Annotated in this window: 20 protein-coding genes; 14 read left to right on the plus strand and 6 right to left on the minus strand. The window is 60.7% G+C overall.

Translation table 11 applies throughout. The features are described from left to right. Nucleotides 1-156: 156 nt before the first annotated feature. The 5 genes from ACR0JW_RS08940 to ACR0JW_RS08960 are packed head-to-tail and all read left to right on the plus strand — an operon-like array spanning nt 157 to nt 7380. Nucleotides 157-1929: an ABC transporter ATP-binding protein gene (locus ACR0JW_RS08940; RefSeq protein WP_170678339.1), complete on the plus strand. Its 1773-nt coding sequence runs from the start codon at nt 157-159 to the stop codon at nt 1927-1929. Further along, nucleotides 1922-3835: an ABC transporter substrate-binding protein gene (locus tag ACR0JW_RS08945; RefSeq protein ID WP_480713819.1), complete on the plus strand. Its 1914-nt coding sequence runs from the start codon at nt 1922-1924 to the stop codon at nt 3833-3835. Before ACR0JW_RS08940 ends, ACR0JW_RS08945 begins: the two co-directional genes overlap by 8 nt. Nucleotides 3836-3848: 13 nt before the next feature. Then, nucleotides 3849-4877, plus strand: coding sequence for an ABC transporter permease (locus ACR0JW_RS08950; RefSeq protein WP_170613497.1), 1029 nt, complete (start codon nt 3849-3851; stop codon nt 4875-4877). Beyond that, nucleotides 4874-6028, plus strand: a complete 1155-nt coding sequence (locus tag ACR0JW_RS08955) for an ABC transporter permease (protein WP_170678343.1) — start codon at nt 4874-4876, stop codon at nt 6026-6028. The genes ACR0JW_RS08950 and ACR0JW_RS08955 overlap by 4 nt, the downstream gene beginning before the upstream one ends. Beyond that, nucleotides 6025-7380, plus strand: a complete 1356-nt coding sequence (locus ACR0JW_RS08960) for a CoA transferase (RefSeq protein WP_170678345.1) — start codon at nt 6025-6027, stop codon at nt 7378-7380. Before ACR0JW_RS08955 ends, ACR0JW_RS08960 begins: the two co-directional genes overlap by 4 nt. A gap of 189 nt (nt 7381-7569) precedes the next feature. On the opposite strand, the gene ACR0JW_RS08965 is transcribed toward ACR0JW_RS08960, so the two are convergent. Beyond that, on the minus strand, nt 7570-9951 hold the full coding sequence (locus ACR0JW_RS08965; RefSeq protein WP_170678347.1) for a mechanosensitive ion channel domain-containing protein: 2382 nt from the start codon (nt 9949-9951) through the stop codon (nt 7570-7572). Nucleotides 9952-10123: 172 nt separating this feature from the next. On the opposite strand from ACR0JW_RS08965, the gene ACR0JW_RS08970 reads away from it, so the two are divergent. From ACR0JW_RS08970 to ACR0JW_RS09005, 8 genes are read left to right on the plus strand one after another with little or no spacing between them, the layout of a single operon-like run. Next, nucleotides 10124-10264: a hypothetical protein gene (locus ACR0JW_RS08970; RefSeq protein ID WP_170678349.1), complete on the plus strand. Its 141-nt coding sequence runs from the start codon at nt 10124-10126 to the stop codon at nt 10262-10264. A gap of 59 nt (nt 10265-10323) precedes the next feature. Beyond that, a complete protein-coding gene (locus ACR0JW_RS08975; RefSeq protein WP_170613505.1) occupies nt 10324-11538 on the plus strand; it encodes a glycosyltransferase in 1215 nt (404 codons plus the stop codon). Continuing rightward, complete coding sequence (locus ACR0JW_RS08980; protein ID WP_170678353.1) at nt 11535-12782, plus strand: glycosyltransferase family 4 protein; 1248 nt, start codon at nt 11535-11537, stop codon at nt 12780-12782. The genes ACR0JW_RS08975 and ACR0JW_RS08980 overlap by 4 nt, the downstream gene beginning before the upstream one ends. Continuing rightward, entirely contained in the window at nt 12782-13858 is a 1077-nt protein-coding gene (locus ACR0JW_RS08985) for a glycosyltransferase family 4 protein (RefSeq protein ID WP_170678355.1), read from the plus strand. The genes ACR0JW_RS08980 and ACR0JW_RS08985 overlap by 1 nt, the downstream gene beginning before the upstream one ends. Then, nucleotides 13855-14439, plus strand: coding sequence for a histidine phosphatase family protein (locus tag ACR0JW_RS08990; RefSeq protein WP_170678357.1), 585 nt, complete (start codon nt 13855-13857; stop codon nt 14437-14439). Before ACR0JW_RS08985 ends, ACR0JW_RS08990 begins: the two co-directional genes overlap by 4 nt. Beyond that, a complete protein-coding gene (locus ACR0JW_RS08995) occupies nt 14436-15578 on the plus strand; it encodes a glycosyltransferase (RefSeq protein ID WP_170678359.1) in 1143 nt (380 codons plus the stop codon). The genes ACR0JW_RS08990 and ACR0JW_RS08995 overlap by 4 nt, the downstream gene beginning before the upstream one ends. Continuing rightward, on the plus strand, nt 15575-16360 hold the full coding sequence (locus tag ACR0JW_RS09000; RefSeq protein WP_170678360.1) for a polysaccharide deacetylase family protein: 786 nt from the start codon (nt 15575-15577) through the stop codon (nt 16358-16360). Before ACR0JW_RS08995 ends, ACR0JW_RS09000 begins: the two co-directional genes overlap by 4 nt. Further along, complete coding sequence (locus ACR0JW_RS09005; protein ID WP_170678362.1) at nt 16347-16823, plus strand: class I SAM-dependent methyltransferase; 477 nt, start codon at nt 16347-16349, stop codon at nt 16821-16823. Before ACR0JW_RS09000 ends, ACR0JW_RS09005 begins: the two co-directional genes overlap by 14 nt. Before the next feature lie 20 nt (nt 16824-16843). Here ACR0JW_RS09005 and ACR0JW_RS09010 read toward each other — a convergent pair whose 3' ends face one another. After that, entirely contained in the window at nt 16844-17986 is a 1143-nt protein-coding gene (locus tag ACR0JW_RS09010; RefSeq protein ID WP_170678364.1) for an alpha-D-ribose 1-methylphosphonate 5-triphosphate diphosphatase, read from the minus strand. 53 nt (nt 17987-18039) lie between these two features. Between ACR0JW_RS09010 and ACR0JW_RS09015 the strand changes: the two genes are divergently transcribed. Beyond that, on the plus strand, nt 18040-18723 hold the full coding sequence (locus ACR0JW_RS09015; protein ID WP_170825103.1) for a DUF1045 domain-containing protein: 684 nt from the start codon (nt 18040-18042) through the stop codon (nt 18721-18723). Here ACR0JW_RS09015 and phnN read toward each other — a convergent pair. The 4 genes from phnN to ACR0JW_RS09035 are packed head-to-tail and all read right to left on the minus strand — an operon-like array spanning nt 18705 to nt 21585. Continuing rightward, nucleotides 18705-19253 carry a phosphonate metabolism protein/1,5-bisphosphokinase (PRPP-forming) PhnN gene (gene phnN, locus ACR0JW_RS09020; RefSeq protein ID WP_170825101.1) on the minus strand — a complete coding sequence of 183 codons (549 nt, stop codon included), beginning with the start codon at nt 19251-19253 and terminating at the stop codon, nt 18705-18707. The two genes, ACR0JW_RS09015 and phnN, sit on opposite strands and share 19 nt — an antisense overlap. Further along, on the minus strand, nt 19250-19933 hold the full coding sequence (phnL, locus tag ACR0JW_RS09025; RefSeq protein WP_170678370.1) for a phosphonate C-P lyase system protein PhnL: 684 nt from the start codon (nt 19931-19933) through the stop codon (nt 19250-19252). The genes phnN and phnL overlap by 4 nt, the downstream gene beginning before the upstream one ends. 24 nt (nt 19934-19957) lie before the next feature. Continuing rightward, nucleotides 19958-20728: a phosphonate C-P lyase system protein PhnK gene (gene phnK, locus ACR0JW_RS09030; protein ID WP_170825100.1), complete on the minus strand. Its 771-nt coding sequence runs from the start codon at nt 20726-20728 to the stop codon at nt 19958-19960. Further along, the gene (locus ACR0JW_RS09035; protein WP_480713820.1) at nt 20725-21585 is read right to left on the minus strand and encodes an alpha-D-ribose 1-methylphosphonate 5-phosphate C-P-lyase PhnJ; all 861 of its coding nucleotides are present in this window, start codon (nt 21583-21585) and stop codon (nt 20725-20727) included. Before ACR0JW_RS09035 ends, phnK begins: the two co-directional genes overlap by 4 nt. Nucleotides 21586-21724: the final 139 nt, after the last annotated feature.

Here is a 21724-nt window from a genome sequence, read left to right on the forward strand (position 1 = left end):
TTGTGTAGATAAATTGCCCCCGGTTTCACGTTTCCGCGACGTTTGGGCCCAAGAACGGTTTGACTATGCGGCACTAACCGCGCGAAACTGAGCCAAAAAACACAGGGAGTTGAACAAGCCGATGCCGACCTACGGTCAAACAGGTGGTAAACCTGCATGAATGCGTTGTTGTCTGTCCAAGACCTCAGCATTGGCTTTGGCAGTGCGGAATCTGTTGTCAAAGGCGTGAATTTTGACGTCGAGGCGGGGCAAACGCTTGCTTTGGTCGGAGAATCCGGATCGGGCAAAACCATTTCCTGCCGGGCAGCGTTGCGCATTCTACCGCGCACGGCCCAGATCCGCAGCGGAACAATTACCTTGAATGATTCCAAGGGTCTGGTGGACCTGACCCGAATCAACGAACGCCAGATGCGCGATATTCGCGGCAATCGCGTTTCGATGATTTTTCAGGAGCCGATGCGATCCCTCTCTCCATTGCACAAGATCGGCAATCAGGTCAGCGAGGTTCTCTGGCTGCATCGCGGTGCGTCCGAGGCGCAGGCTCGCAAAGAGGTTCTGACCCAGTTCGAGCGCGTCGGGTTCCCCGACCCTCAGCGGGCGTATGATTCTTACCCTTTCGAATTGTCCGGCGGCATGCGGCAGCGGGCGATGATCGCCATGGCGATGGTCTCGAAACCCGAACTGCTGATCGCAGATGAACCGACCACCGCGCTGGACGTGACGACGCAGGCGCAGGTTCTGGGGCTGATCAAGGAGCTACAAAAAGAAACCGGCATGGCGCTGATCCTGGTCACGCATGACCTGGGCGTTGTCGCCAACATGGCCGAGCAGGTTGTCGTCATGCACAAGGGTCGCGTGATGGAGGCCGGTCCGGCGGAGCCGATGCTGAATGCGCCCGCGCACCCATACACGCGGCAACTGTTTGATGCCGCACCGGAAATCCCGGACAAGGATGCCGTTGGCCTGCCGATGCCGCAGGATGATCTGATCCTGCAGATGAAGGACGTCAGCAAGACCTACACCATGCGTTCAAGCAAGGGTTGGCAGGACGACAAGAAAATCTTCGCCTGTCAGGGTGTCGATCTGCAACTGGCCCGGGGCAAAACGCTGGCCGTTGTAGGCGAAAGCGGGTCAGGCAAGACCACCGCCGCCCGCATCGCCTTGGGCGCCGAGCTACCTGATCCGGGCGGCGAAGTGCTGTTCCGCACTTCGGCAGATGCCGATCCGATCACGGTCCACAAGATGACACGCGCACAGCGCACCGCGTTTCAACGCAATGCGCAGATGGTGTTTCAGGATCCCTACAGTTCGCTTAGCCCGCGCATGCGCATTCAAGACGCCATGACCGAGCCGTTGGAAATCCACCGCATCGGGTCCGTTTCCGAACAGCGGGACAAGGCGGCCGAGATGCTGAAACGGGTGGGCTTGAACGCGGACATGCTCAAACGCTACCCGCATGCGTTTTCCGGTGGTCAGCGCCAGCGCCTGTCGATTGCCCGCGCCATGATGCTGGACCCGTTGCTGATCGTCTGTGACGAGCCGACCTCGGCACTGGACGTGTCGGTGCAGGAACAGATCCTGACATTGCTGGAGAATCTACAGGACAGTCTGAACCTGTCCTACTTCTTCATCTCCCACGACCTTGCTGTCGTGGCACGCATCGCTGATGAGGTCGCCGTGATGCGAAGGGGGCTTATCGTCGAACAAGCCCCGCCTGAGACCCTGTTTTACAATCCCCGCCACCCATACACCAAAGCGCTGATTGCCGCTCAACCGGAACCTGACATCAACCGTCCCATCGACCTGAAACTGGTCGCTTTGGGCGCGGGGGCACCGAGCAGCTGGGAAGAAGCCTTTCGTTTCTCTGACACCGTGGTACCCTCGTTGATAGAGCTGGAGCCCGGCCATAAGGTACGTTGCCATGTTTAAAACCACTCGTCCCCTGTTTCTGGCCGCGTCGCTGGCCCTGACCTGGATGCTGCCCGCCACGGCAGAGACCGTTCCGACACCACAGGAAAGCGAATTCTGGGCCACTGAAGTCAACGCAGGCAATCTGCCCCCGGTTCAGGAGCGTTTGCCGAAGGACCCCCTGATCGTTGATCTGGCCGCGACTGGGCGTGAATTCGGCACACCCGGCGGAACTTTGCGCACGATGGTGACGCGATCCAAGGACATCCGCCAGATGGTCGTCTATGGGTATGCCCGCCTGGTCGGTTTCGACCAGAATTATGAAATTGTCCCGGACCTGCTGGCCTCATTCGACAACGAAGACAACCGCAAGTTCACGCTGCATCTGCGCGAAGGGCACAAATGGTCCGACGGCTCTCCCTTCACCTCGGAAGATTTTCGCTACTGGTGGGAGGATGTGGCCAACAATGAACTCCTCAGCCCCTCCGGTCCGCCGGATTTCCTGCAAGTCGAAGGCAAGTTGCCGACCGTGACTTTCCCGGACGAGCAGACAATCATTTACGAATGGGACGATCCGAACCCGAATTTCCTTCAATCTTTGGCGCAGGCCCGCCCCCCCTTCATTTACCGCCCGTCCGCCTTCCTCAAGCAATATCATGAGAAGTTTGCAGATGCCGAAGATCTGGCCTTTCAGGTTGACGATGCAAGGGTCAAAAGCTGGGCCGCGCTGCACAACAAGCTGGATAACCTCTATAAATTCGACAACCACGAACTGCCAACCCTGCAGCCCTGGCTGAACGCGAGCTCGGGCAAGAAGATCCGGCACAACTTTGTCCGCAACCCTTACTATCACCGCATCGACTCCAAGGGCGTGCAACTGCCCTATATCGATGTGGTCGAGATGGAGATCGTCGCCCCCGGCCTTGTTGCAGCCAAGACCAACGCGGGTGAGACCGATTTGCAGGGGCGCGGGCTGGCTTTCCGTGACGCATCAATCCTGAAAAAGGGCGAGGAGAAGGGGAACTACAAGACACTGCTTTGGAAAACCGGGGTGGCGTCACAGATCGCAATCTACCCGAACCTGAATTACTCGGATGATGGCTGGCGCGAAGTGTTGCGCGATGTGCGCGTGCGCCGCGCCCTTTCGCTTGCAATTGACCGCCAGACGATCAATCAGGCGCTCTACTTCAAGCTGGCCCAGCCCGGTGCGATGTCGGTGCTGCCTGCCTCACCTTTCTACAACGAAGAAAATGCACAGGCCTGGGCGCAGTTCGACATCGAGCAGGCCAATGCCCTTCTGGACGAGGCCGGGCTGGACAAGCGGGATAACAATGGAATCCGATTGCTGCCTGACGGACGTCCGATGGAACTGGTGATCGAAACCGCTGGCGAACGGCAAGAGGTTGAAAACGCATTGCAGATCGTCACCGACACCTGGCGCGAGGTTGGCGTCAAGCTGGTCATGCGCCCGCTGGACCGGGACATCCTGCGCAACCGTGTCTTCTCGGGTAATACGATGGCATCCGTCTGGTTTGGCTGGGATGACGGTATCCCGCAAAATCACACTTCCCCCGCCTATCTGGCCCCGACCGATCAGGTGTTTCTGGCGTGGCCGAAATGGGGGCAATATCATCAGACAGGTGGCGAAGCGGGCGAGTCACCAGACATGCCTGAGGCAGAGCGGTTGATGGAACTGGCCCACAAATGGGAAATCGCCACAACCGACGAAGAGCGTCAGGCGGTCTGGACCGAAATGCTGAAAATTCATGCCGACCAGCTGTACGCCATCGGTATTCTGAACGGTGCACCGCAACCGATCGTGGTTTCGAACCGTCTGCGCAATGTACCTCAGCAAGCCATGTGGGCGTGGGAACCCGGTGCGCATTTCGGCGTCCACCGGCCAGACGAGTTCTTTTTCGCCGACTGACAGGAGCAGCTAAATGATCATGCTGCGCTACGCGGTGTACCGCTTTTTCACGATGCTGCTGACACTGCTGGTGGTGTCGGTTTTGATCTTCGTGATCATCAACCTTCCGCCCGGCGACTATCTCAGCAACCAGATTGCTGAATTGCAGGCCTCGGGCCAGTCGGCCGGCGTGGCCAAGGCCGAGTTTCTGCGCAAGGAATACGCGCTGGACCGGTCGATGCCGGAGCAATACCTGATCTGGATGGGGTTCTGGCCCGGTCCCCACGGGTTCGAAGGATTGTTGCAGGGCAATTACGGCTGGTCCTTTGAATTCGACCGCCCCGTGTCCGAAATCGTGGGTGACACGTTGTGGCTGACGGTCGTGGTCAACCTGGCCGCGATCCTTTTCGTCTATGCAGTGGCCCTGCCGCTGGGTGTTTTGGCAGCCGCAAAGTCACGAACCTGGATCGACTACACCTCGGCCTTTGTTGGCTATCTTGGTCTCGCCACGCCAAACTTTCTTTTGGCGCTGATCCTGTTCTATTACGGTCACCGCTATTTCAACCTGCCCATCGGCGGGCTGATGGACCCATCCTTCGAAGGCCAGCCGATGAGTTGGGACAAGCTGAAGTCCATTCTTGTCCACTTGATTGTTCCGACCTTTGTCATCGGCACCTCCGGGGCATCCGCAATGATGCAGCGTTTGCGGGCCAATATGCTGGACGAGTTGGGCAAGCCATATGTCGAAACCGCCATCGCCAAGGGCATGGCCCCGTCGCGGATGCTGACGAAATACCCATTGCGCGTTGCCTTCAACCCGTTTGTGGCGGACATCGGCAACCTGCTGCCCTCGATGGTGTCGGGATCGGTTCTTGTGTCGGTCGTTCTGGGCCTGCAAACCATCGGCCCGACGCTGCTGACGGCGCTTAAGACACAGGATCAGTTCCTGTCGGCCTTCATCCTGATGTTCGTCGCCCTGCTGACCCTGATCGGAACGATGATCTCCGACATCCTGCTGGTCATGCTGGACCCGCGCATCCGATACGAGGGCCGTGAAGCATGAGCAAACTTCCTGACGGCCGCTATGTCGACGACGCCCCGTTCGATCCCGAAGCCTCGATCCAACAACTCGAACGCGCGGATCTGGACGCACCGAACTGGGTTCTGGTCTGGCGCAAGTTCCGGACCCATAAGCTGGGCCTGATTTCGGGTATCTTCCTGCTGCTATGCTATCTGATGCTGCCCTTCGCCGGGTTCATTGCGCCTTACGGGCCGAACGACCGAAATGGTGAACACCTCTATGCCCCGCCCCAAAGCGTCAACTGGTTTCACGAAGGTGAATTTGTTGGACCTTACGTCTATCCCATCATAGCCGAAGCTGATCTTGAGACCTTTCAGTGGAAATTCGTCCCCGACACCGAAGACCCACGACCGATCCGGTTCTTCTGTGAAGGGTCCGAATACAAGCTGGCAGGACTGATCAAAACAAACAGGCACCTGTTCTGCGCCCCCGAGGGCGCCACGCTGTTCCTTTGGGGCTCGGACCGGCTGGGCCGGGACGTGTTCAGTCGCATCCTTTACGGCGCGCAACTGTCGCTGACCGTGGGCCTCATCGGTATTTCGGTGTCGTTCTTTCTGGGTATCCTGTTCGGGTCGATGGCGGGGTATTTCGGCGGCAGGATCGACTGGACCATCAACCGGGTGATCGAAATCCTGCGCTCGCTGCCGGAACTGCCCCTTTGGCTGGCCTTGTCCGCCGCAGTCCCGTCGAACTGGAGCCCGGTGGCGGTGTTCTTCATCATCTCGATCATTCTCGGCATTCTCGACTGGCCCGGTCTCGCCCGATCCGTTCGCGCCAAGTTCCTGTCCCTGCGCGAAGAGGAATACGTGCGCGCGGCGGAAATGATGGGCGCAAGCTCGGGGCGGGTGATCCGCAAGCACCTTTTGCCGAACTTCATGTCACACCTGATCGCCTCGGCCACATTGTCGATCCCGGCAATGATCCTCGGGGAAACGGCGCTCAGTTTCCTCGGCCTTGGCCTGCGGGCTCCGGCGGTCAGTTGGGGCGTGATGTTGAACGACGCACAGAACCTCGCCTCGATCGAGATCTACCCATGGACCGCCATCCCGATGCTGCCGATCATCGTCGTCGTGCTGGCCTTCAACTTCCTTGGCGACGGGCTTCGCGACAGTCTGGACCCCTATCAGCAATGAGCCTGCTGTCGTCCCTTCCCGCCACAGACAGCTATCGGACTACCGGGAAAGGCGCACTTTCAAGCGTGTTTGCGGTGTCAGAGCTTGCCACTGCCAGCTTTGCCGCCGTCGGGCAGGAGCTTTCTTCGTTGACTTCAGCCCTGAACCTGTCCGCGAAGCCACCGGAAATCACCATCGATCACCGCCTGGCATCGCTCTGGTTCGGGCTTTCGTTCAAACCCGATGGCTGGCAGATGCCGGACCTGTGGGATGCGGTTGCCGGCAACTACAGGGCATCGGACGGTTGGATCCGGTTGCACACCAACCTGCCGCATCATCGCAGCGCGGCCCTCAAGGTTCTGGATACACCCGCAGATCGGGACGCCGTATCCCAGGCGGTCAGGCAGTGGGCGATTTCGGAACTTGAAAGCGCGATTGTCGCCGAAGGCGGTGTTGCGGCTGCCATGCGCAGCCGGGTGGAATGGCTTGAACATCCTCAGGGCCGTGCCGTGTCGCGCGACCCGCTGATTACCTGGGAAAACCCGCGAATCGTCACCCTGCGCAACCGGCCAAATGCCACAGCAGAACGGCCACTCGCTGGCTTGCGGGTCCTTGATCTGACCCGCGTTCTGGCTGGCCCGGTTTCCACCCGAACCCTCGCCGGATTCGGCGCGGAAGTGCTGCGGATCGATCCCCCCGGTTGGGACGAGCCCGGGGTCATTCCCGACATCTCGCTGGGCAAACGATGCACCTATCTGAACTTGAAATCTCCTGCCGGGGGTCAAAAGTTGCATGACCTACTGGCCGAGGCGGACGTCTTTGTTCACGGCTATCGTCCCGGCGCACTGGACGCGCTTGGATTGACCAAAACCAAACGGGATGAACTGGCCCCGAACCGGGTTGAGGTGACACTGGACGCCTATGGGTGGCAAGGCCCCTGGTCGACCCGACGCGGGTTTGACAGCCTTGTCCAGATGAGCGCCGGGATCGCCGATGCCGGGCGCATCTGGGCGCAGGCGGACAAGCCTACCCCCCTGCCCGTGCAGGCGCTGGATCACGCCACCGGTTACCTGATGGCCGCATCAATCCTGTCGGCGCTTGCTCAGGCCGCGCGGGGGAACCCGGTGATGCACGCCAAACTGTCACTTGCACGCACCGCAGAGTTGCTGGTGGCACTCAGCAAATCCGACCCCGAGGTCGAGATGCAGGGTGCCACCCCGCAGGACTATGCCCAGGCTACCGAGGTTTCGGGTTGGGGGCCTGGCCACCGCCTGAAATCCGCGCTGAGCGTCGGGACTGCCAGGATGCACTGGCCGCTGCCCGCATCAAGGCTTGGCACCTCCCCGCCGCAGTGGGCTGGTCTGTCTGCCTGACGCTTTTCCGACAGACCCTCGCTCGCAAAAACCCCAACCGCTCTGCACGTTCTCGGCCCGCCGTGGCTCAAAGGCGTGTCAGTTTATCCCACTCATCCAAAGAGCCACCGCCGCGCGGGACGCGCGGCCCAGCCCAACTCTTTGCTGGCGTCTCGTCAGAGACGCCGGTCAAAGGGGCGGGAGGATGCGCTATCTGTCATCGCCGCCGCCCGGGCCAATATCGTCAAGATAGTCTTCATCAATCGCCGCCTGCACTGCGCCTGTTACGGCCTCGCGCTGCTTGGGCGTCAGGTCCTCGGCATTCTTGTCATCGGCCAGACGCACGGTGACCTCGCGGTGGGCGAAACGAATGCCCTCGCGCGCGAACAGCTCGCGAATTTCCTGATAGACCTTTTTGCGCACCAACCACTGGTCACCCGGCTTGGTCATGAACTTGACCCGGATGATCATCGCCGAATCCTGCATCTCGATCACGCCTTGCGATTTCAATGGCTGGATGAAGTTCTCGCCGATCACCGGATCGCTCAGCAACTGCTGGCCCAGCTTCTTGATCAGCTTGCGCACTTGCTCGACATCGGTGTCATAGGTCACACGCAGCGGCAGCTTCATGATCACCCAGTCGCGCGAGTAGTTGGTCAGCACCTTGATCTCGCCAAACGGAATGGTGTTGAGCGCCCCAAGATGGTGGCGCAGCTGGAAGGACCGGACCGAGATTTTCTCAACTGTCCCCTTCACGTCGCCGATATCGATATATTCGCCTTTACGGAAGGCATCATCCATCAGGAAAAACGCGCCCGAGAAGATGTCCCGCACCAGCGTTTGCGAGCCGAACCCGACGGCCAGACCAACAACACCGGCACCCGCGAACAGCGGACTGACGTTGATGCCCAGCTCCATCAGCACAATCAGAATTATGGTCACGACGACAACTGCAAGGATCGCACCGCGGAACAGCGGCAGCAGGGTGGCCAGACGGCTTTGCCCCCCTTCGCCGCCTTCATCGCCCAGTTCCGCTTCGCCGACATCGACCTCTTCTTCGGCGATTTTGGAATCGATCCAGATGCGGAAGAAATGGAACAGGATATAGCCCATGAAGATGATTACCATCACATCGAGCACCCGCTCGATCGGAAGATCCTCGCTCCAGTTGGCGTCCGGGTTCCAGATCACCACCAGTGCGTAGGCACCAACCACAAAGGCCAGAATGCCCGCAACGCGCCGGGCCAGATCCTCGTAGGTCAGGATGGTGTGCTTTCTCTGCTCAGCTTCAGGTGTTTCCGCTGCGCCTTGCCCCTCTTCGGTTTCGGCCTCTTCCGCGCGGGCGTTCATTTCCTCGATCTGACGGTTACGGTCGAAATACCGCTCCAACAGATAGTTCATGGCGCCGTATGCAATCACGACGGACATGAAAATGAGATAGCTGCTGGCGACAATCGGTATTGAGTTCTGATTTTCCAGCAACAGATCCACGGCCAGTTTCAGCCAGCTGAACACCAGATACACGATCAGCACAGGAGCCCAGGCGAACGAGATGAACCGCAATATCCACGACACCTGATCCGGCGCGCGTCCGCCGCGAATGGCGTTCGAGATAGCACGGGCATTGAATAGGATCATGAAGACATTGGCGACAGCGCCCAGCATTGTCAGACTTCCGTAGACCATCGCGTAGACGTTGTAGTTCAGCCCGAAATCGGCAACCCAGGTGGAAAACAGAACGACCGAAATGTCATAGGTCGCGATGGCCGAAGCCCAGATGTACAACCGCTTTGCGTCCCTGTCGGAAAAGGGTGGCAGTCGGTATTGGCTTAGGTAGGGCGACAGGACCATCCGCCACAGATCCGACACTGTCCGCGACAGGAAGAACGCCGTGAAGATGGCTGTGACCGTGAACTGGATCGAGATGTCCTCGGCCTCGCCAAGAAACAGATACCCCACGATCAGCGCCAGCAACATGGCAAACACGGTGGCCCCGATCCCCATCAGGAAACGGAACACCAGGAACGGCATCTTCTCACGGTACCCCTGGGGGTTGTCCTTGGATCGCGCCACCACGATACGCCGCGCGATACGCTTGCCGTAGATCTCGATGGACAGCCACCGTCCCAGCAGCAGGAACAGGACATTCCAGGCCAGAACCTCGACATAGGTCATGATCCGCCCGTCCGGGCTGGTCTGGCGCAGAATGTACTGCACTTCGAAGATCGAATAGGGCAACGCCTCCAGCCGCGACTGAACCGACTCCCGGAAAGTCCTGAACCTCTCCTGCGCCTTCATCAGTTGCGAGCCTTCACCCATCGGGTCGTTCTCGTCGCCCGCAGCCGCACCGGCGGCTCCGGTGGTTCCGGCAGTTGCGACCTGCCCGGCGCTGTCGATCACGATCACGCTTGCGCCAGCTTCGGTCGCGGCGCGGATGGCTGCGGCTATGTCTCCGTCGGCGCTCGTCTCGGCACTGGTGTCGCCAGCAGTCGGGTATCCCGGAATCAAAGATGTCTGAGCGACGGCCCCCGTTCCGGCAGCAAGCACTGCCCAGAAAGTGAAAACCAGCGCGGCAAACAGTTTGAAGTGCATGGGTTTAGGTCCAGTTCGCATGTTGCCGCACAGAATACTCAAGCGTTTACAGGTGTTCAAATTATCCAACCTTCCCATCTCGATAAAGTGTCCAGCCGTGTTCCTGGCGCACAGTTTTGGACAAGGCTGTTTTCAACCTGACAAAAACTGAATATGACCAATCCTGTAACAAGTGAACACCGTCAGACCGGTTTGGGCGGGACAATCCGGTGCCACGCGCCTGTTCTGCTCTGGAATTGATGTTGCCAAATCGCAATGCATGGCGCATTTGCAGGTCGGGCAGCGCTCGTTTGGCGGGCAGAGACTGAAATAATAAGATACGGGTGCATTTGCGCGGATACTGCACCGAAATGACAAAAAACGGGCGAAGGCATGAGCCTAGAACGACATAGTGAGATATCCGGCCGCGCGCCGCGCATTTTGTTTTACAGCCACGATACGTTCGGGTTGGGACATTTGCGCCGTTCCCGTGCTTTGGCCGCCGCAATCACCCAGGCAGATCCGACGGCCTCCGCGCTGATCCTGACGGGCTCGCCCGTGGCGGGGCGGTTTACGTTTCCACGCCGCGTCGACCATGTGCGCCTGCCCGGTGTCACCAAGCGGGCCGACGGTTCATATGCCTCGCAGACCATTGGCATGGGCATCGAAGAAGTCACGGAGCTGCGCGCGCGCCTGATTCAAACCGCGGTCGAGCAGTACGATCCTGACGTCTTTGTCGTGGACAAAGAGCCGACAGGGTTTCGGGGCGAGTTGCTGCGCACATTGGAAACCCTTGAACGTTCGCGCCGGACACGGCTTGTCTTGGGTCTGCGGGATGTTCTGGACGAGCCCGAGGTTCTGGCCGCCGAGTGGGCCAGAAAGGACGCAGTGGCCGCGACGGAGCGGTTTTACGACGAAATCTGGGTATACGGCTTGCGATCGGTCTACGATCCGACCAAGGGGCTGCCGCTCAGCCCGGCGGCGCAATCCCGTATTCACTGGACAGGTTATCTTCGGCGCGATCTTGGCCCCGTTGGCGACCCACCCAAGCAGCCTTATGTGCTGATCACGCCCGGCGGCGGCGGAGACGGCAAGGCGCTCGTCAATCTGGTGCTGTCCGCTTACGAAAGCGACCCCGACCTGTCGCCAAGGGCGGTGCTGGTCTACGGACCGTTCCTGTCGGGCGAATTGCGGGAAGAGTTCGAAACGCGCGTTGCCGCGCTTGATGGGCGTGTTACCGCGGTAGGATTTGAATCGCAGATTGAAACCCTGTTTGCCGGCGCCACCGGAGTTGTCTGCATGGGTGGTTACAACACCTTTTGCGAGGTTCTGTCCTTTGACAAACGCGCGGTCATCGTACCGCGCACGACACCGCGCCTGGAACAGTGGATCCGGGCTTCCCGGGCCGAAAACCTGGGCCTGATCCGCATGCTGGACGAACGCCGGGAAGGGTTGACAACCGAGGCAATGATCCAGGCCATTCGCAATATTCCGCACCAGCCGCTGCCGTCAGAAGCCATCCGGGGCGGATTGTTGGGCGGGCTGGATTACGTGACCGATCGCATTGAGGTTCTGCTGGGCCGCAAACGGGAACGGGCCACCGGATGACCGCAGACCTGCCGAAACTGGCGGTGCTGGTCAAAGGTTGGCCGCGCCTGTCCGAGACGTTCATCGCCCAGGAACTGGTGGCCCTGCAAGAGGCTGGCCACCGCTTTGATATCTGGTCCCTGCGCCACCCAACGGATGTCAAACGCCACGCTGTGCACGACCGATTTCAGGGTCGTGTCCATTACCTGCCCGAGTACTTGTACGAAGAACCCGGCCGTGTCTGGGCTGCCCGTCATGTGGCGCGGGCTTTGCCTGGCTACAAGCAGGCGTATCGGGCCTGGCGCGATGATCTGCGCCGCGACCCTAGTCACAATCGCATCCGGCGCTTCGGGCAGGCCTGCGTTCTGGCCGCCGAACTGCCGGAGCAAACGCTGGCGCTTTATGCGCATTTCATGCACACGCCTTCCTCAGTCGCGCGATATGCCGCGATCATGCGGGGATTGCCGTGGAGCTTTTCCGCCCACGCCAAAGACATCTGGACCTCACCTGAATGGGAGAAGCGGGAAAAACTGCGGTCCGACACGTTTGGTGCCGCGTTTGGGGCCACTTGCACCGCCATTGGCGCAAAACACCTGCGTGGGCTTTCTGATGATCCCGCGCGGATCGAACTGATCTATCACGGGCTGGATCTGTCGCGCTTCCCGTCCCCTCCTGACCGTATGATCCGGGCCGCAAACGACCCGTTTCACATGCTGTCCGTCGGCCGGTTGGTCGAAAAAAAAGGGTTTGACCGACTGATCGACGCATTTGCCCTGTTACCGGATGCACTGAATTGGCACTGGACCCATATTGGGGGCGGTTCATTGAACAAACAGCTGCAGGAACGGGCCATCGCTGCGGGTTTGGCGGACCGGATCAGCTGGAAAGGTGCCTGCGATCAGCCCGAAGTGATCGAGGCGATGCGGCGTGCCGACCTGTTTGTCCTGCCCAGCCGGATTGCGGTGGACGGCGACCGTGATGGTTTGCCTAACGTGTTGATGGAAGCGGCCTCTCAGCAGTTGCCAATCCTGTCCACCCCGGTTTCCGCCATTCCCGAGTTCATCGAGACCGGCGTGCACGGTATTCTGGCGGACGATGATCCCGCAGCGCTGGCATCTGCGATATCCGGTGTTGCCGCCGATCCGGAAGATGCGGCCAGAATGGCTGCGGCGGCTTACAACCGCCTGATCACCGAATTCCAAATGGATCCCGGCATTGCCCGGCTGTCCGCCCGCCTGAACGCCTTGTGTCTGGAACCTGCCTGATGGCACGGGTTGCCTTTTACGCCCCGATGAAATCTCCGGACAGCCCGGTTCCCTCGGGCGACCGCGAAATGGCGCGCAATCTGATGAAGGCGATCGGCGCACAGGGGGACAAGGTCGATCTCGTTTCCACGCTCCGCATCTATGACAAGACCGGAGATACCGGAACCCAGCAGGCGTTGCATGCCGCGGCACGGGTCGAAGTGGAACGCGTTCTGGACACGATGCCAGCCGAAACGGCTCTGTGGGTGACCTATCATAATTATTACAAGGCCCCTGATCTGCTGGGGCCACAGGTCTGCAAGGCCCGGGGAATTCCATATGTGCAACTGGAAAGCACCCGCGCCTCCAGCCGGCTGAACGGCCCTTGGGCTGGTTTTGCCAACGCCGCGCATCGGGCCTGTGATGCGGCGCGGGTGATCTACTATCACACCGCCAACGACCTGATCACGCTGGAGCGGGACCGATTTGGCGATCAAATCCTGGCCGAGTTGCCGCCGTTTCTGCCCATTGCAGATCTGCCCGCCGTTTCGGAACGCAACGGGCCCATGCTGGCGGTCGGCATGATGCGGCATGGCGACAAGCTGGCCTCGTACCGGGTTCTTGCCGACGCACTGGCGCGGTTAAACGGGGAATGGGCCTTGAATATCGTTGGCGATGGGCCCGCCCGGCTGGAAGTCGAAGCCTTGATGGCCCGGCTTGACGGGAAGGTGCGTATTCTGGGGCTGCTGGACCGCGCCGGGGTCCAAGCTGCCTACCTAAAGTCGTCCTTTCTTGTCTGGCCCGGCGTGAACGAAGCCTATGGCATGATCTATCTTGAGGCTCAGGCCTGTGGCCTTCCGGTCGTTGCGCAGGACAGACCCGGTGTGCGCGATGTTCTTGCCCCCTCGGATCATCCGACTGTCGAAGCGGGCGCTCAAGGCCTGGCCGACCGGATGCAGCTGTTGCTGAATGACCCGGTCCTGCGCCGCACGCTGGGAGAAAACGCGCGCGCGCATGTGGCGGCGCGCAACCTGATGCCCGAAGCCACCAGGCGCTTCTGGCAACACGCCCGCCCGCTATTGGGGGTGCCTACATGACCCGGCTTGCCCTACTTCGCCATGGCCACACGCACTGGAACCGTGCGGGGCGCATTCAGGGGCGCAGCGATATTGCACTGGATGACGACGCGCAAGCCGAGCTTTCGGGTTCCGCACTCCCTTCCCCGTGGGACACGGCCGAGCTGTGGTCCAGCCCTCTGATGCGTGCAAGCGAAACGGCGCGACTGGTGTCCGGACGCGCGCCGCAGACATCAGACGCCCTGATCGAAATGAACTGGGGGGCCTGGGAGGGTAAGCGTGGCGTTGACCTGATCGCAGATGCCAGCAGCGGTTACCGTCATATCGAGGACTGGGGATGGGATTTCCGCCCCCCAAACGGAGAAAGCCCGTCCGACGTCCGAGCCCGTCTGGCCCCCTGGCTGTCAGGCCTGCAAAGGGACACACTTGCCGTCTGCCATATCGGTATCATGCGGGTCATTCTGGCGCAGGCCTGGGGGTGGGACTTTAACGGCCCCCCACCCTTCAAAATCAAGCGCAACCGGCTGTATATCGTCGACATGAGAAACATGCACCCTGATCCCGAACCGGTTCGCCTGCTGCGCCCGGAGGCCAATTCATGAAGGTTCTGATCGTAGTCACGCACCTGTTGGGCACTGGTCATCTCAGCCGTGCCCTGACACTTGGGCGCGCCTATGCGCGGGACGGGGCTGAGGTGTTGGTCGTATCTGGCGGGATGCCCGCACCGCAACTGAACAGTGCGGGGCTGACGCTTTTCGGGCTGCCGCCCCTGCGGTCGGATGGAACGGACTTCACGCGACTTCTGACCGAAACAGGCTCTGTTGCGGACGACACATATCTGTCAGCCCGGATCGTCGCGCTGACGCAGGCCGTTCAGCGTTTTCAGCCGGATGTGCTGATCACCGAACTGTTTCCGTTTGGTCGGCGCTCGCTGGCCCGAGAGTTCACGGCTGCCCTTGAAGCAGCGCATGGCCTGCCGCGCCGCCCGCTGATTCTGGGGTCGATCCGCGACATTCTTGCGCCGCCCTCCAAACCGGAGAAAGCTCATCGCGCACTTGAGATCGTAATGCGGTACTATGACGGCATCCTTGTCCACTCGGACCCAAAGTTCACGAAACTGGATGTCAGCTGGCCCGTCACGGCTGAGCTGTCCGAGCGGTTGCACTACACCGGTTTTGTTGCCCCATCGGCACCGCAACCGCACGCGGACGGCGTCGGTCGGGACGAGGTCATCGTCAGCGCCGGTGGCGGATCGGTGGGCCAGCCGATCTTTCGCGCGGCCATCGAGGCCGCCCGAAAGATGCCAGACAGGCGCTGGCGCCTGCTGGTCGGCGGACGGGACGCAAGCGCGCGCATCGCCGACCTGTCGAAACAGGCCAAAGGCACCAACATCACGCTGGAACCGGTCCGGCCGGATTTTCGTGAAATGCTTCCAATTGCCGCCGCTTCGGTCAGCATGTGCGGTTACAACACTGCGCTGGATATTCTGCAAAGCGGAACGCCGGCGGTTTTCATACCCTTTGACGACGGCAATGAGGTCGAACAGGGTTTGCGCGCTCAAAGCCTTGCGGATCTTCCGGGCATCGGGGTGCTGCCCAGCGCCCGGTTAAGCGGCACTGCTCTGGCCAAGGCTGTCGGCACAGTCTTGTCAGACGGTGCACGGGAGGTTCCAACACAGGGGTTCGACGGGGCGCGGGAAGCGGTCGAGATCACGAAAACGCTGCTGGAGCGGTGCCGATGACCGCAAACTGGAACCCTCTGACACACGAACTGAAACTCTGGTCGGATGCAGAGTTGACCCTGCCGCTTTGGTGGCGGGACGACGATGCGGTAACCGTGACGCCGCAGCTTGAAACCCTGTCGGCTCTGTCTTGCCGCATCGGCCTGCCCGTACATCTTGCCGTAATCCCCCGCGACGCAGACCAAGCCCTGGTCGATTATGTCGCGCAGCATTCCGAATTGGTCCCGGTGGTGCACGGGTGGTCCCATCAAAACCACGCTCCGGCCACCGAGAAAAAAGCTGAATTCCGCCTGCACCGTCCAATGGCGCAAATTGCGCAGGACGCGGGGGCTGGAATCTCGACTCTGCACAAACTGTTCGGCGACCGGCTCAGGCCCGTTTTCGTTCCGCCGTGGAACCGCATCGCGCCCGAAGTGGCGCAGGTTTTGCCCGATCTCGGCTATCGCATTCTGTCAACGGCAACGCCGCGTGCGTCAAGGCTGGCCGCGCCTGGGCTGGAACAGGTGAACACCCATCTGGACCCGATCGACTGGCGTGGGACACGGGGACTTGTTGATCCGGACATACTGATCACCCGAACCGCAGGTTTGCTGCGCGACCGGCGCGAAGGTCGCGCGGACAATGCCGAACCGTTTGGCGTGCTGACCCATCACCTGGTGCACGATCCAGGCATCTGGCGATTTACCGAAACCCTGCTGGCCAGATTGCAGGACGGACCCACGGAGATCTGGGCCGCGCCCCACATTCGAAACACCCACGGAGTACCCGATGAGCCGACTTGATTCCATGCTGCGCCGCCTGACCGCGCAACGCGACGGTCTGAACTGGGCTGCAGCCCGGATCGCCGAAACACCTGGGGATATTCTGGATATGGGACTTGGCAATGGCCGGACCTATGACCATTTGCGGGAGATCCTGCCCGACCGGCGCATCTGGGTCATGGATCGCGTGTTGCAATGCCATCCCTCCAGCACACCCCCGGCCGAAGATTTTCTACAGGGCGAGGCAGAACCGATGCTGGAAAAGCTGGCAGAAAACGGCCCCTGCATCGCCATGGCCCACTATGATTTCGGACGCGGCATCAAGGAAGAGGATGTTGCCGAGGCCGCCCGCCTCAGCCCGCTGATCGCGCGGGTCATGCTGCCGGGCGGATTGCTGATCTCCGGCCAGCCCCTGGTGGGATTCAAGCAATTTGCCGGACCCGAGACCATCGCCCCGGACCGCTATCTGTTCTACAGGACCTGAGCGGCCTTTGCCCTGCCACTCTAAGCGACGCGGCGCCCTCGCGACCAAACCGCGCTCAGCGCCGGAATACCATCACGCAGGCGAAAGCGGATCAGATCGGCACGCAAACCCGCGCGCAGTTCACCCCGATCGGCCAGACCGGCGGCCTGCGCGGGGGTCTGTGTCACTGTCTTCAGGCCCTGCGCCATGTTGCCCCACAGCTCACCCAGCATCGTGGCGGACAGCAGCAGCGCCGACGGCACGTAATCCGAAGACAGAATATCCAGATGCCCAAGCTCGGCCAGATCCCGAGCGGCCACATTGCCCGAATGCGACCCACCCCGGATCACGTTCGGCGCGCCCATCATGACCTTGATGTCATACGCATGGCAGGCCTGCGCCGCCTCGACCGTTGTGGGAAACTCGGCCAGACGAATGCCGTGACCGGCTGAGATACGAACCTGATCTGCTGTGGTGTCGTCATGGCTGGCAAGAACCGCACCGAACCTACGCGCGGCCTTGACCGCCTCGGTTTCGTGTTTTTTACCATTGCGTTCCCGCAACCCCCTAAGCTGGGCCACGTGACGCGTGAACATCGCGTCATCCATCGCGTATTTGCCCTTCAGATAGGCTTCGAGCTTGTTCATGTCCCGGAACTGCCGCTGCCCCGGCGTATGATCCATCAGCGAGACCAGCCCGACACGATCTTCGGGGCCGAATTCGGCCAGTTCCTCGATCAGAGTTTCCGAACAGACCTCGGCCCGCAAATGCAGAAAATGGCTGATCTTCAATGCGTCCTGCTCGCGCAATTGCCACAGCTCGCGCGACAAACCCCGGGCATATTTCCCGTAACGCCCCGCGCCCGAAGGGATGGAACCCACGCGCATGGCATCAAAGACGGTCGTAATGCCGGTGCTGGCAAGTTCCGCATCATGGGCAATGATCGCCGCGGCGTGCGGCCAGTGTACGTTAGGACGCGGCTGAATGTGACGCTCCAGATTGTCGGTATGCAATTCGACAAGACCGGGGCTGACGTAATCGCCTTCGCAATCCGTCGCCCCCTTGGGGACTGCCGCGCCAGTATCGACCTGAGCAATGGTTTCGCCGAGGATGCGAATGCTGCCCGTAACCGTTTCATCGGGCAAAACAAGCGTCGCATTGGCAAGGATCAATTCTTCTGTCATCTGAACTTCACGCAGTTTGGGCTATGGATCGGCCACACAGGTAGGAGGCCAATGTGACATTCACGCGATATGCGATCTATTTTGCGCCATCCGGCGACGCGGACTGGACAAGGTTCGCAACCAGCTGGCTGGGTTGGAACATGGAAACGGGCTCGGTGGCGGCGCATCCTGACGTCGACGGCGTAGACGTAGCCGCCGTGACCGAGGTTCCGCGCAAATACGGCCTGCATGCGACGATGAAACCGCCCTTCCGCCTGCACAAAACCCGAACAGCCGCAGAACTGCAGGACGCCTGCATACGACTGGCGGCATCCTACGCTCCGGTCACGTTGGAGGGTCTGGAGATTGCGCGGCTCGGCCGCTTCCTCGCCCTGTGCCCCTTGGGAGACACCGCGAAACTTGGCGAACTGGCCGCCGCTTGTGTTCGCGATCTCGATACGTTCCGCGCCCCTGCGACCGACGCGGATCTGGCCCGCCGTCGTGGCAACGGCCTGACACCGGAACAGGACGCCAATCTGGTCAACTGGGGCTACCCTTACGTGTTGGATTCGTTCCGATTTCACATCACGCTTAGCGGCAAACTCGACAAACCCACGCTTCGCAGCGCTCAGGCAGCGCTTGCAACACACCTTGAACCGATGCTGCCAACCCCGTTTCGGATCGACGACTTGGCATTGGTGGGCGAGGCTGAAGACGGTCGGTTCCACCTGATCCATCGCTACGCCCTTTCCGGCTGAAGCCGGGACAGGATCTCATCCACAGTGGCATCAAGGGGCCCTGAGTTGTCGATTTCGATCACCCGGTTCAAACCTTCGGGCAGCGGAGCCTCCGCCCGACCCAGACGACGCGCCTGTTCCGCGGCACTTTCACGTCCGCGCGCCGACAGGCGTTGTGCCAGAACGTCCGGATCCGCGGTCAGCGACACGACAATCAGCTCACCAAACACATCCTGCGCCTGCAACAGGACCGCACGCGACAGGTTGACCAGCAACGCCTCGGCCCTGCGGCGCTGATCCGCGACCCCGCCCGGAATTCCGTACTGCAACCCATGGGCGCACCAATGCAGCGCAAACGCGCCATCCTGTGCCATTTGTCGGAACATCTCGACCGGAACACGTTCGAAATCTTCACCGCCTTCGCCTTCGGGTCGCGTGATCACCCGCCGCACCCGCTGAATGCCGTCCACCCGCGCCTCCAACGCCTCCATCACACTGTCCTTGCCCACACCCGAAGGGCCGACAATCGCTATGACGGGGGCCAAGGTCATGCAGCCACCCCCGGCGTGAAATCCGAGACGTTGACCTCGCGATCGCACACCCGCTCCCGCGCCGCGACATCGTGGAAAATCCCGACAATCGCGGTGCCGCGCTCCTTCGCCTCCTGGATCAGCGACAGGACGGTCTCACGATTATTCGCATCCAGGCTGGCTGTGGGCTCGTCCAGCAGCAAGGCAGGATAATCATGCGCAAAACCACGCGCGATGTTCACCCGCTGCTGTTCGCCGCCCGAAAATGTCGTCGGGCTGAGTGTCCAAAGGCGTTCGGGAATACTGAGCCGCCGCAGCAACCCCGCTGCCCGGTCCAAGGCCGCCTGCCTGTCGCAGCCAACCGCCAGCAACGGCTCGGCCACAACGTCAAGCGTCGGCACCCGCGGCACCACGCGCAGGAACTGGCTGACATAGCCCAACGTCTCTCGCCGTAACGCCAAAATCTCGCGCGGCTCAGCCCGCGCCACATCCACCCCGCCGACCCGCACCTGACCCGAGGCGGCCAGATAATTTCCGTAGATCACCCGCATCAGGGTCGACTTGCCCGCTCCGGAGGCTCCGGTCAGGGCCACGCATTCACCCGGTCCGACTTGCAGACAGGCACCTTGCATCACCGGGATCACCGCGCCCCCCTGATTGTGTAGGGTGAAGCTCTTGCTCACGTTGACTAACTCAATCATCGCACTTCATCTTTTCCCAAATACTCAAACCTGCAGAACGCTCGACACAAGCAGCTGCGTGTAGGCGTGTTGCGGGTCGTCCAGCACCTGATCCGTCAACCCGGCTTCGACCACGCGACCATCCTTCATCACCATCAACCGGTCCGCCAACAGGCGCACCACGGCCAGATCATGGGTGACGATAATGGCGCTGAGCCCCATTTCACGCACAAGCCCACGCAGCAGATCCAGCAGACGCGCCTGAACCGAGACATCCAGCCCGCCGGTCGGCTCATCCATGAACACCAGCCGCGGTCCGGTCACCAGATTCCGTGCGATCTGCAACCGCTGCTGCATCCCGCCCGAAAACGCGGTCGGGCGGTCATCCACACGCTCTGCCTCGATTTCGACCCTGCCCAGCCAGTCGATGGCCTTGTGGCGAATACTGCCGTAGTGACGATCGCCGACTGCCATCAATCGCTCACCGATATTGCCGCCGGCACTGACCGACATGCGCAAACCATCCCGCGCATGCTGATGCACAAAAGCCCAGTCGGTACGGCCAAGCATCCGACGTTCGGGTTCCGACATGGTAACGGTGTCAACCGGTCCATTCGCCCGACTGTCAAAGATCACCTGACCCGCATCCGGTTCCAGATGCCCCGCCAGGCAGTTCAGCAGCGTTGACTTGCCCGACCCGCTCTCGCCCACGATCCCCATCACCTCGCCGGGGTAGAGGTCGAAGCTTACATCCGTGCACCCGATCCGCGCGCCATAGCGTTTCCCGATGCCTTTGACCTGCAACAAAGGGGTCATGCCGCGCTCTCCTCAGCCAATCGGCCCACATGGCCTGCCTCACGGCGTGACCGGCAATAGTCAGTGTCAGAACAAACAAACATTCGGTTGCCCGCATCATCCATGATCACCTCGTCCAGATAGCTGTCCTCGGCCCCGCACAGATTGCACGGATGGTCGGCCTTCGTCGCTTCAAACGGATGGTCTTCGAAATCGAGGCTCACGACTTTGGTGTGCGGCGGGACCGCGTAAATCCGCTGCTCCCGGCCCGCGCCAAACAGCTGGATCGCATCCATTTCAAGCTTGGGATTGTCGAATTTCGGGATCGGCGACGGGTCCATGACATAGCGGCCCGACACCTTGACCGGATAGGCATACGCGGTCGAAATCGCGCCGTGCTGGCTGATATCCTCGTATAGCTTTACATGCATAAGCCCGTACTCCTCAAGGCTGTGCATTTTGCGCGTCTCTGTCTCGCGCGGCTCCAGAAAACGCAGCGGTTCCGGGATCGGCACCTGATAGACAAGTATCTGATCTTCGGTCAGCTTCGCCTCGGGGATGCGGTGGCGGGTCTGAATGACTGTGGCCTTGGCCGTATCTTCGGTTGTCGCGACGCCGGCCGTATTCTCGAAGAACTTGCGGATCGACACCGCATTCGTCGTGTCATCCGCGCCCTGATCAATCACTTTGAACGTGTCATCCGGCGTCAGCGTCGCCGCTGAAACCTGCACACCACCGGTGCCCCAGCCGTAAGGCATCGGCATTTCACGGCTGGCAAACGGCACCTGATAGCCCGGAATGGCAAGGCCTTTGAGGATGGCCCGGCGTATCATTCGCTTGGTTTGTTCGTCCAGATATGCGAAGTTATACTCAGTCATTTGGCGTATCGTTTTGTTTTTTGGTGTTTTTGTGGACGTAATGTTAATTGGTTCGTTCTTATTGATCGTTTTCTTCTATTTGCTTTGGCACACCCGCCATGCAAAACGGCGACGTCAGGCGCAACAACGCGACCCAACA

The sequence above is a fragment of the Ruegeria sp. BG6 genome (genome assembly GCF_056538465.1).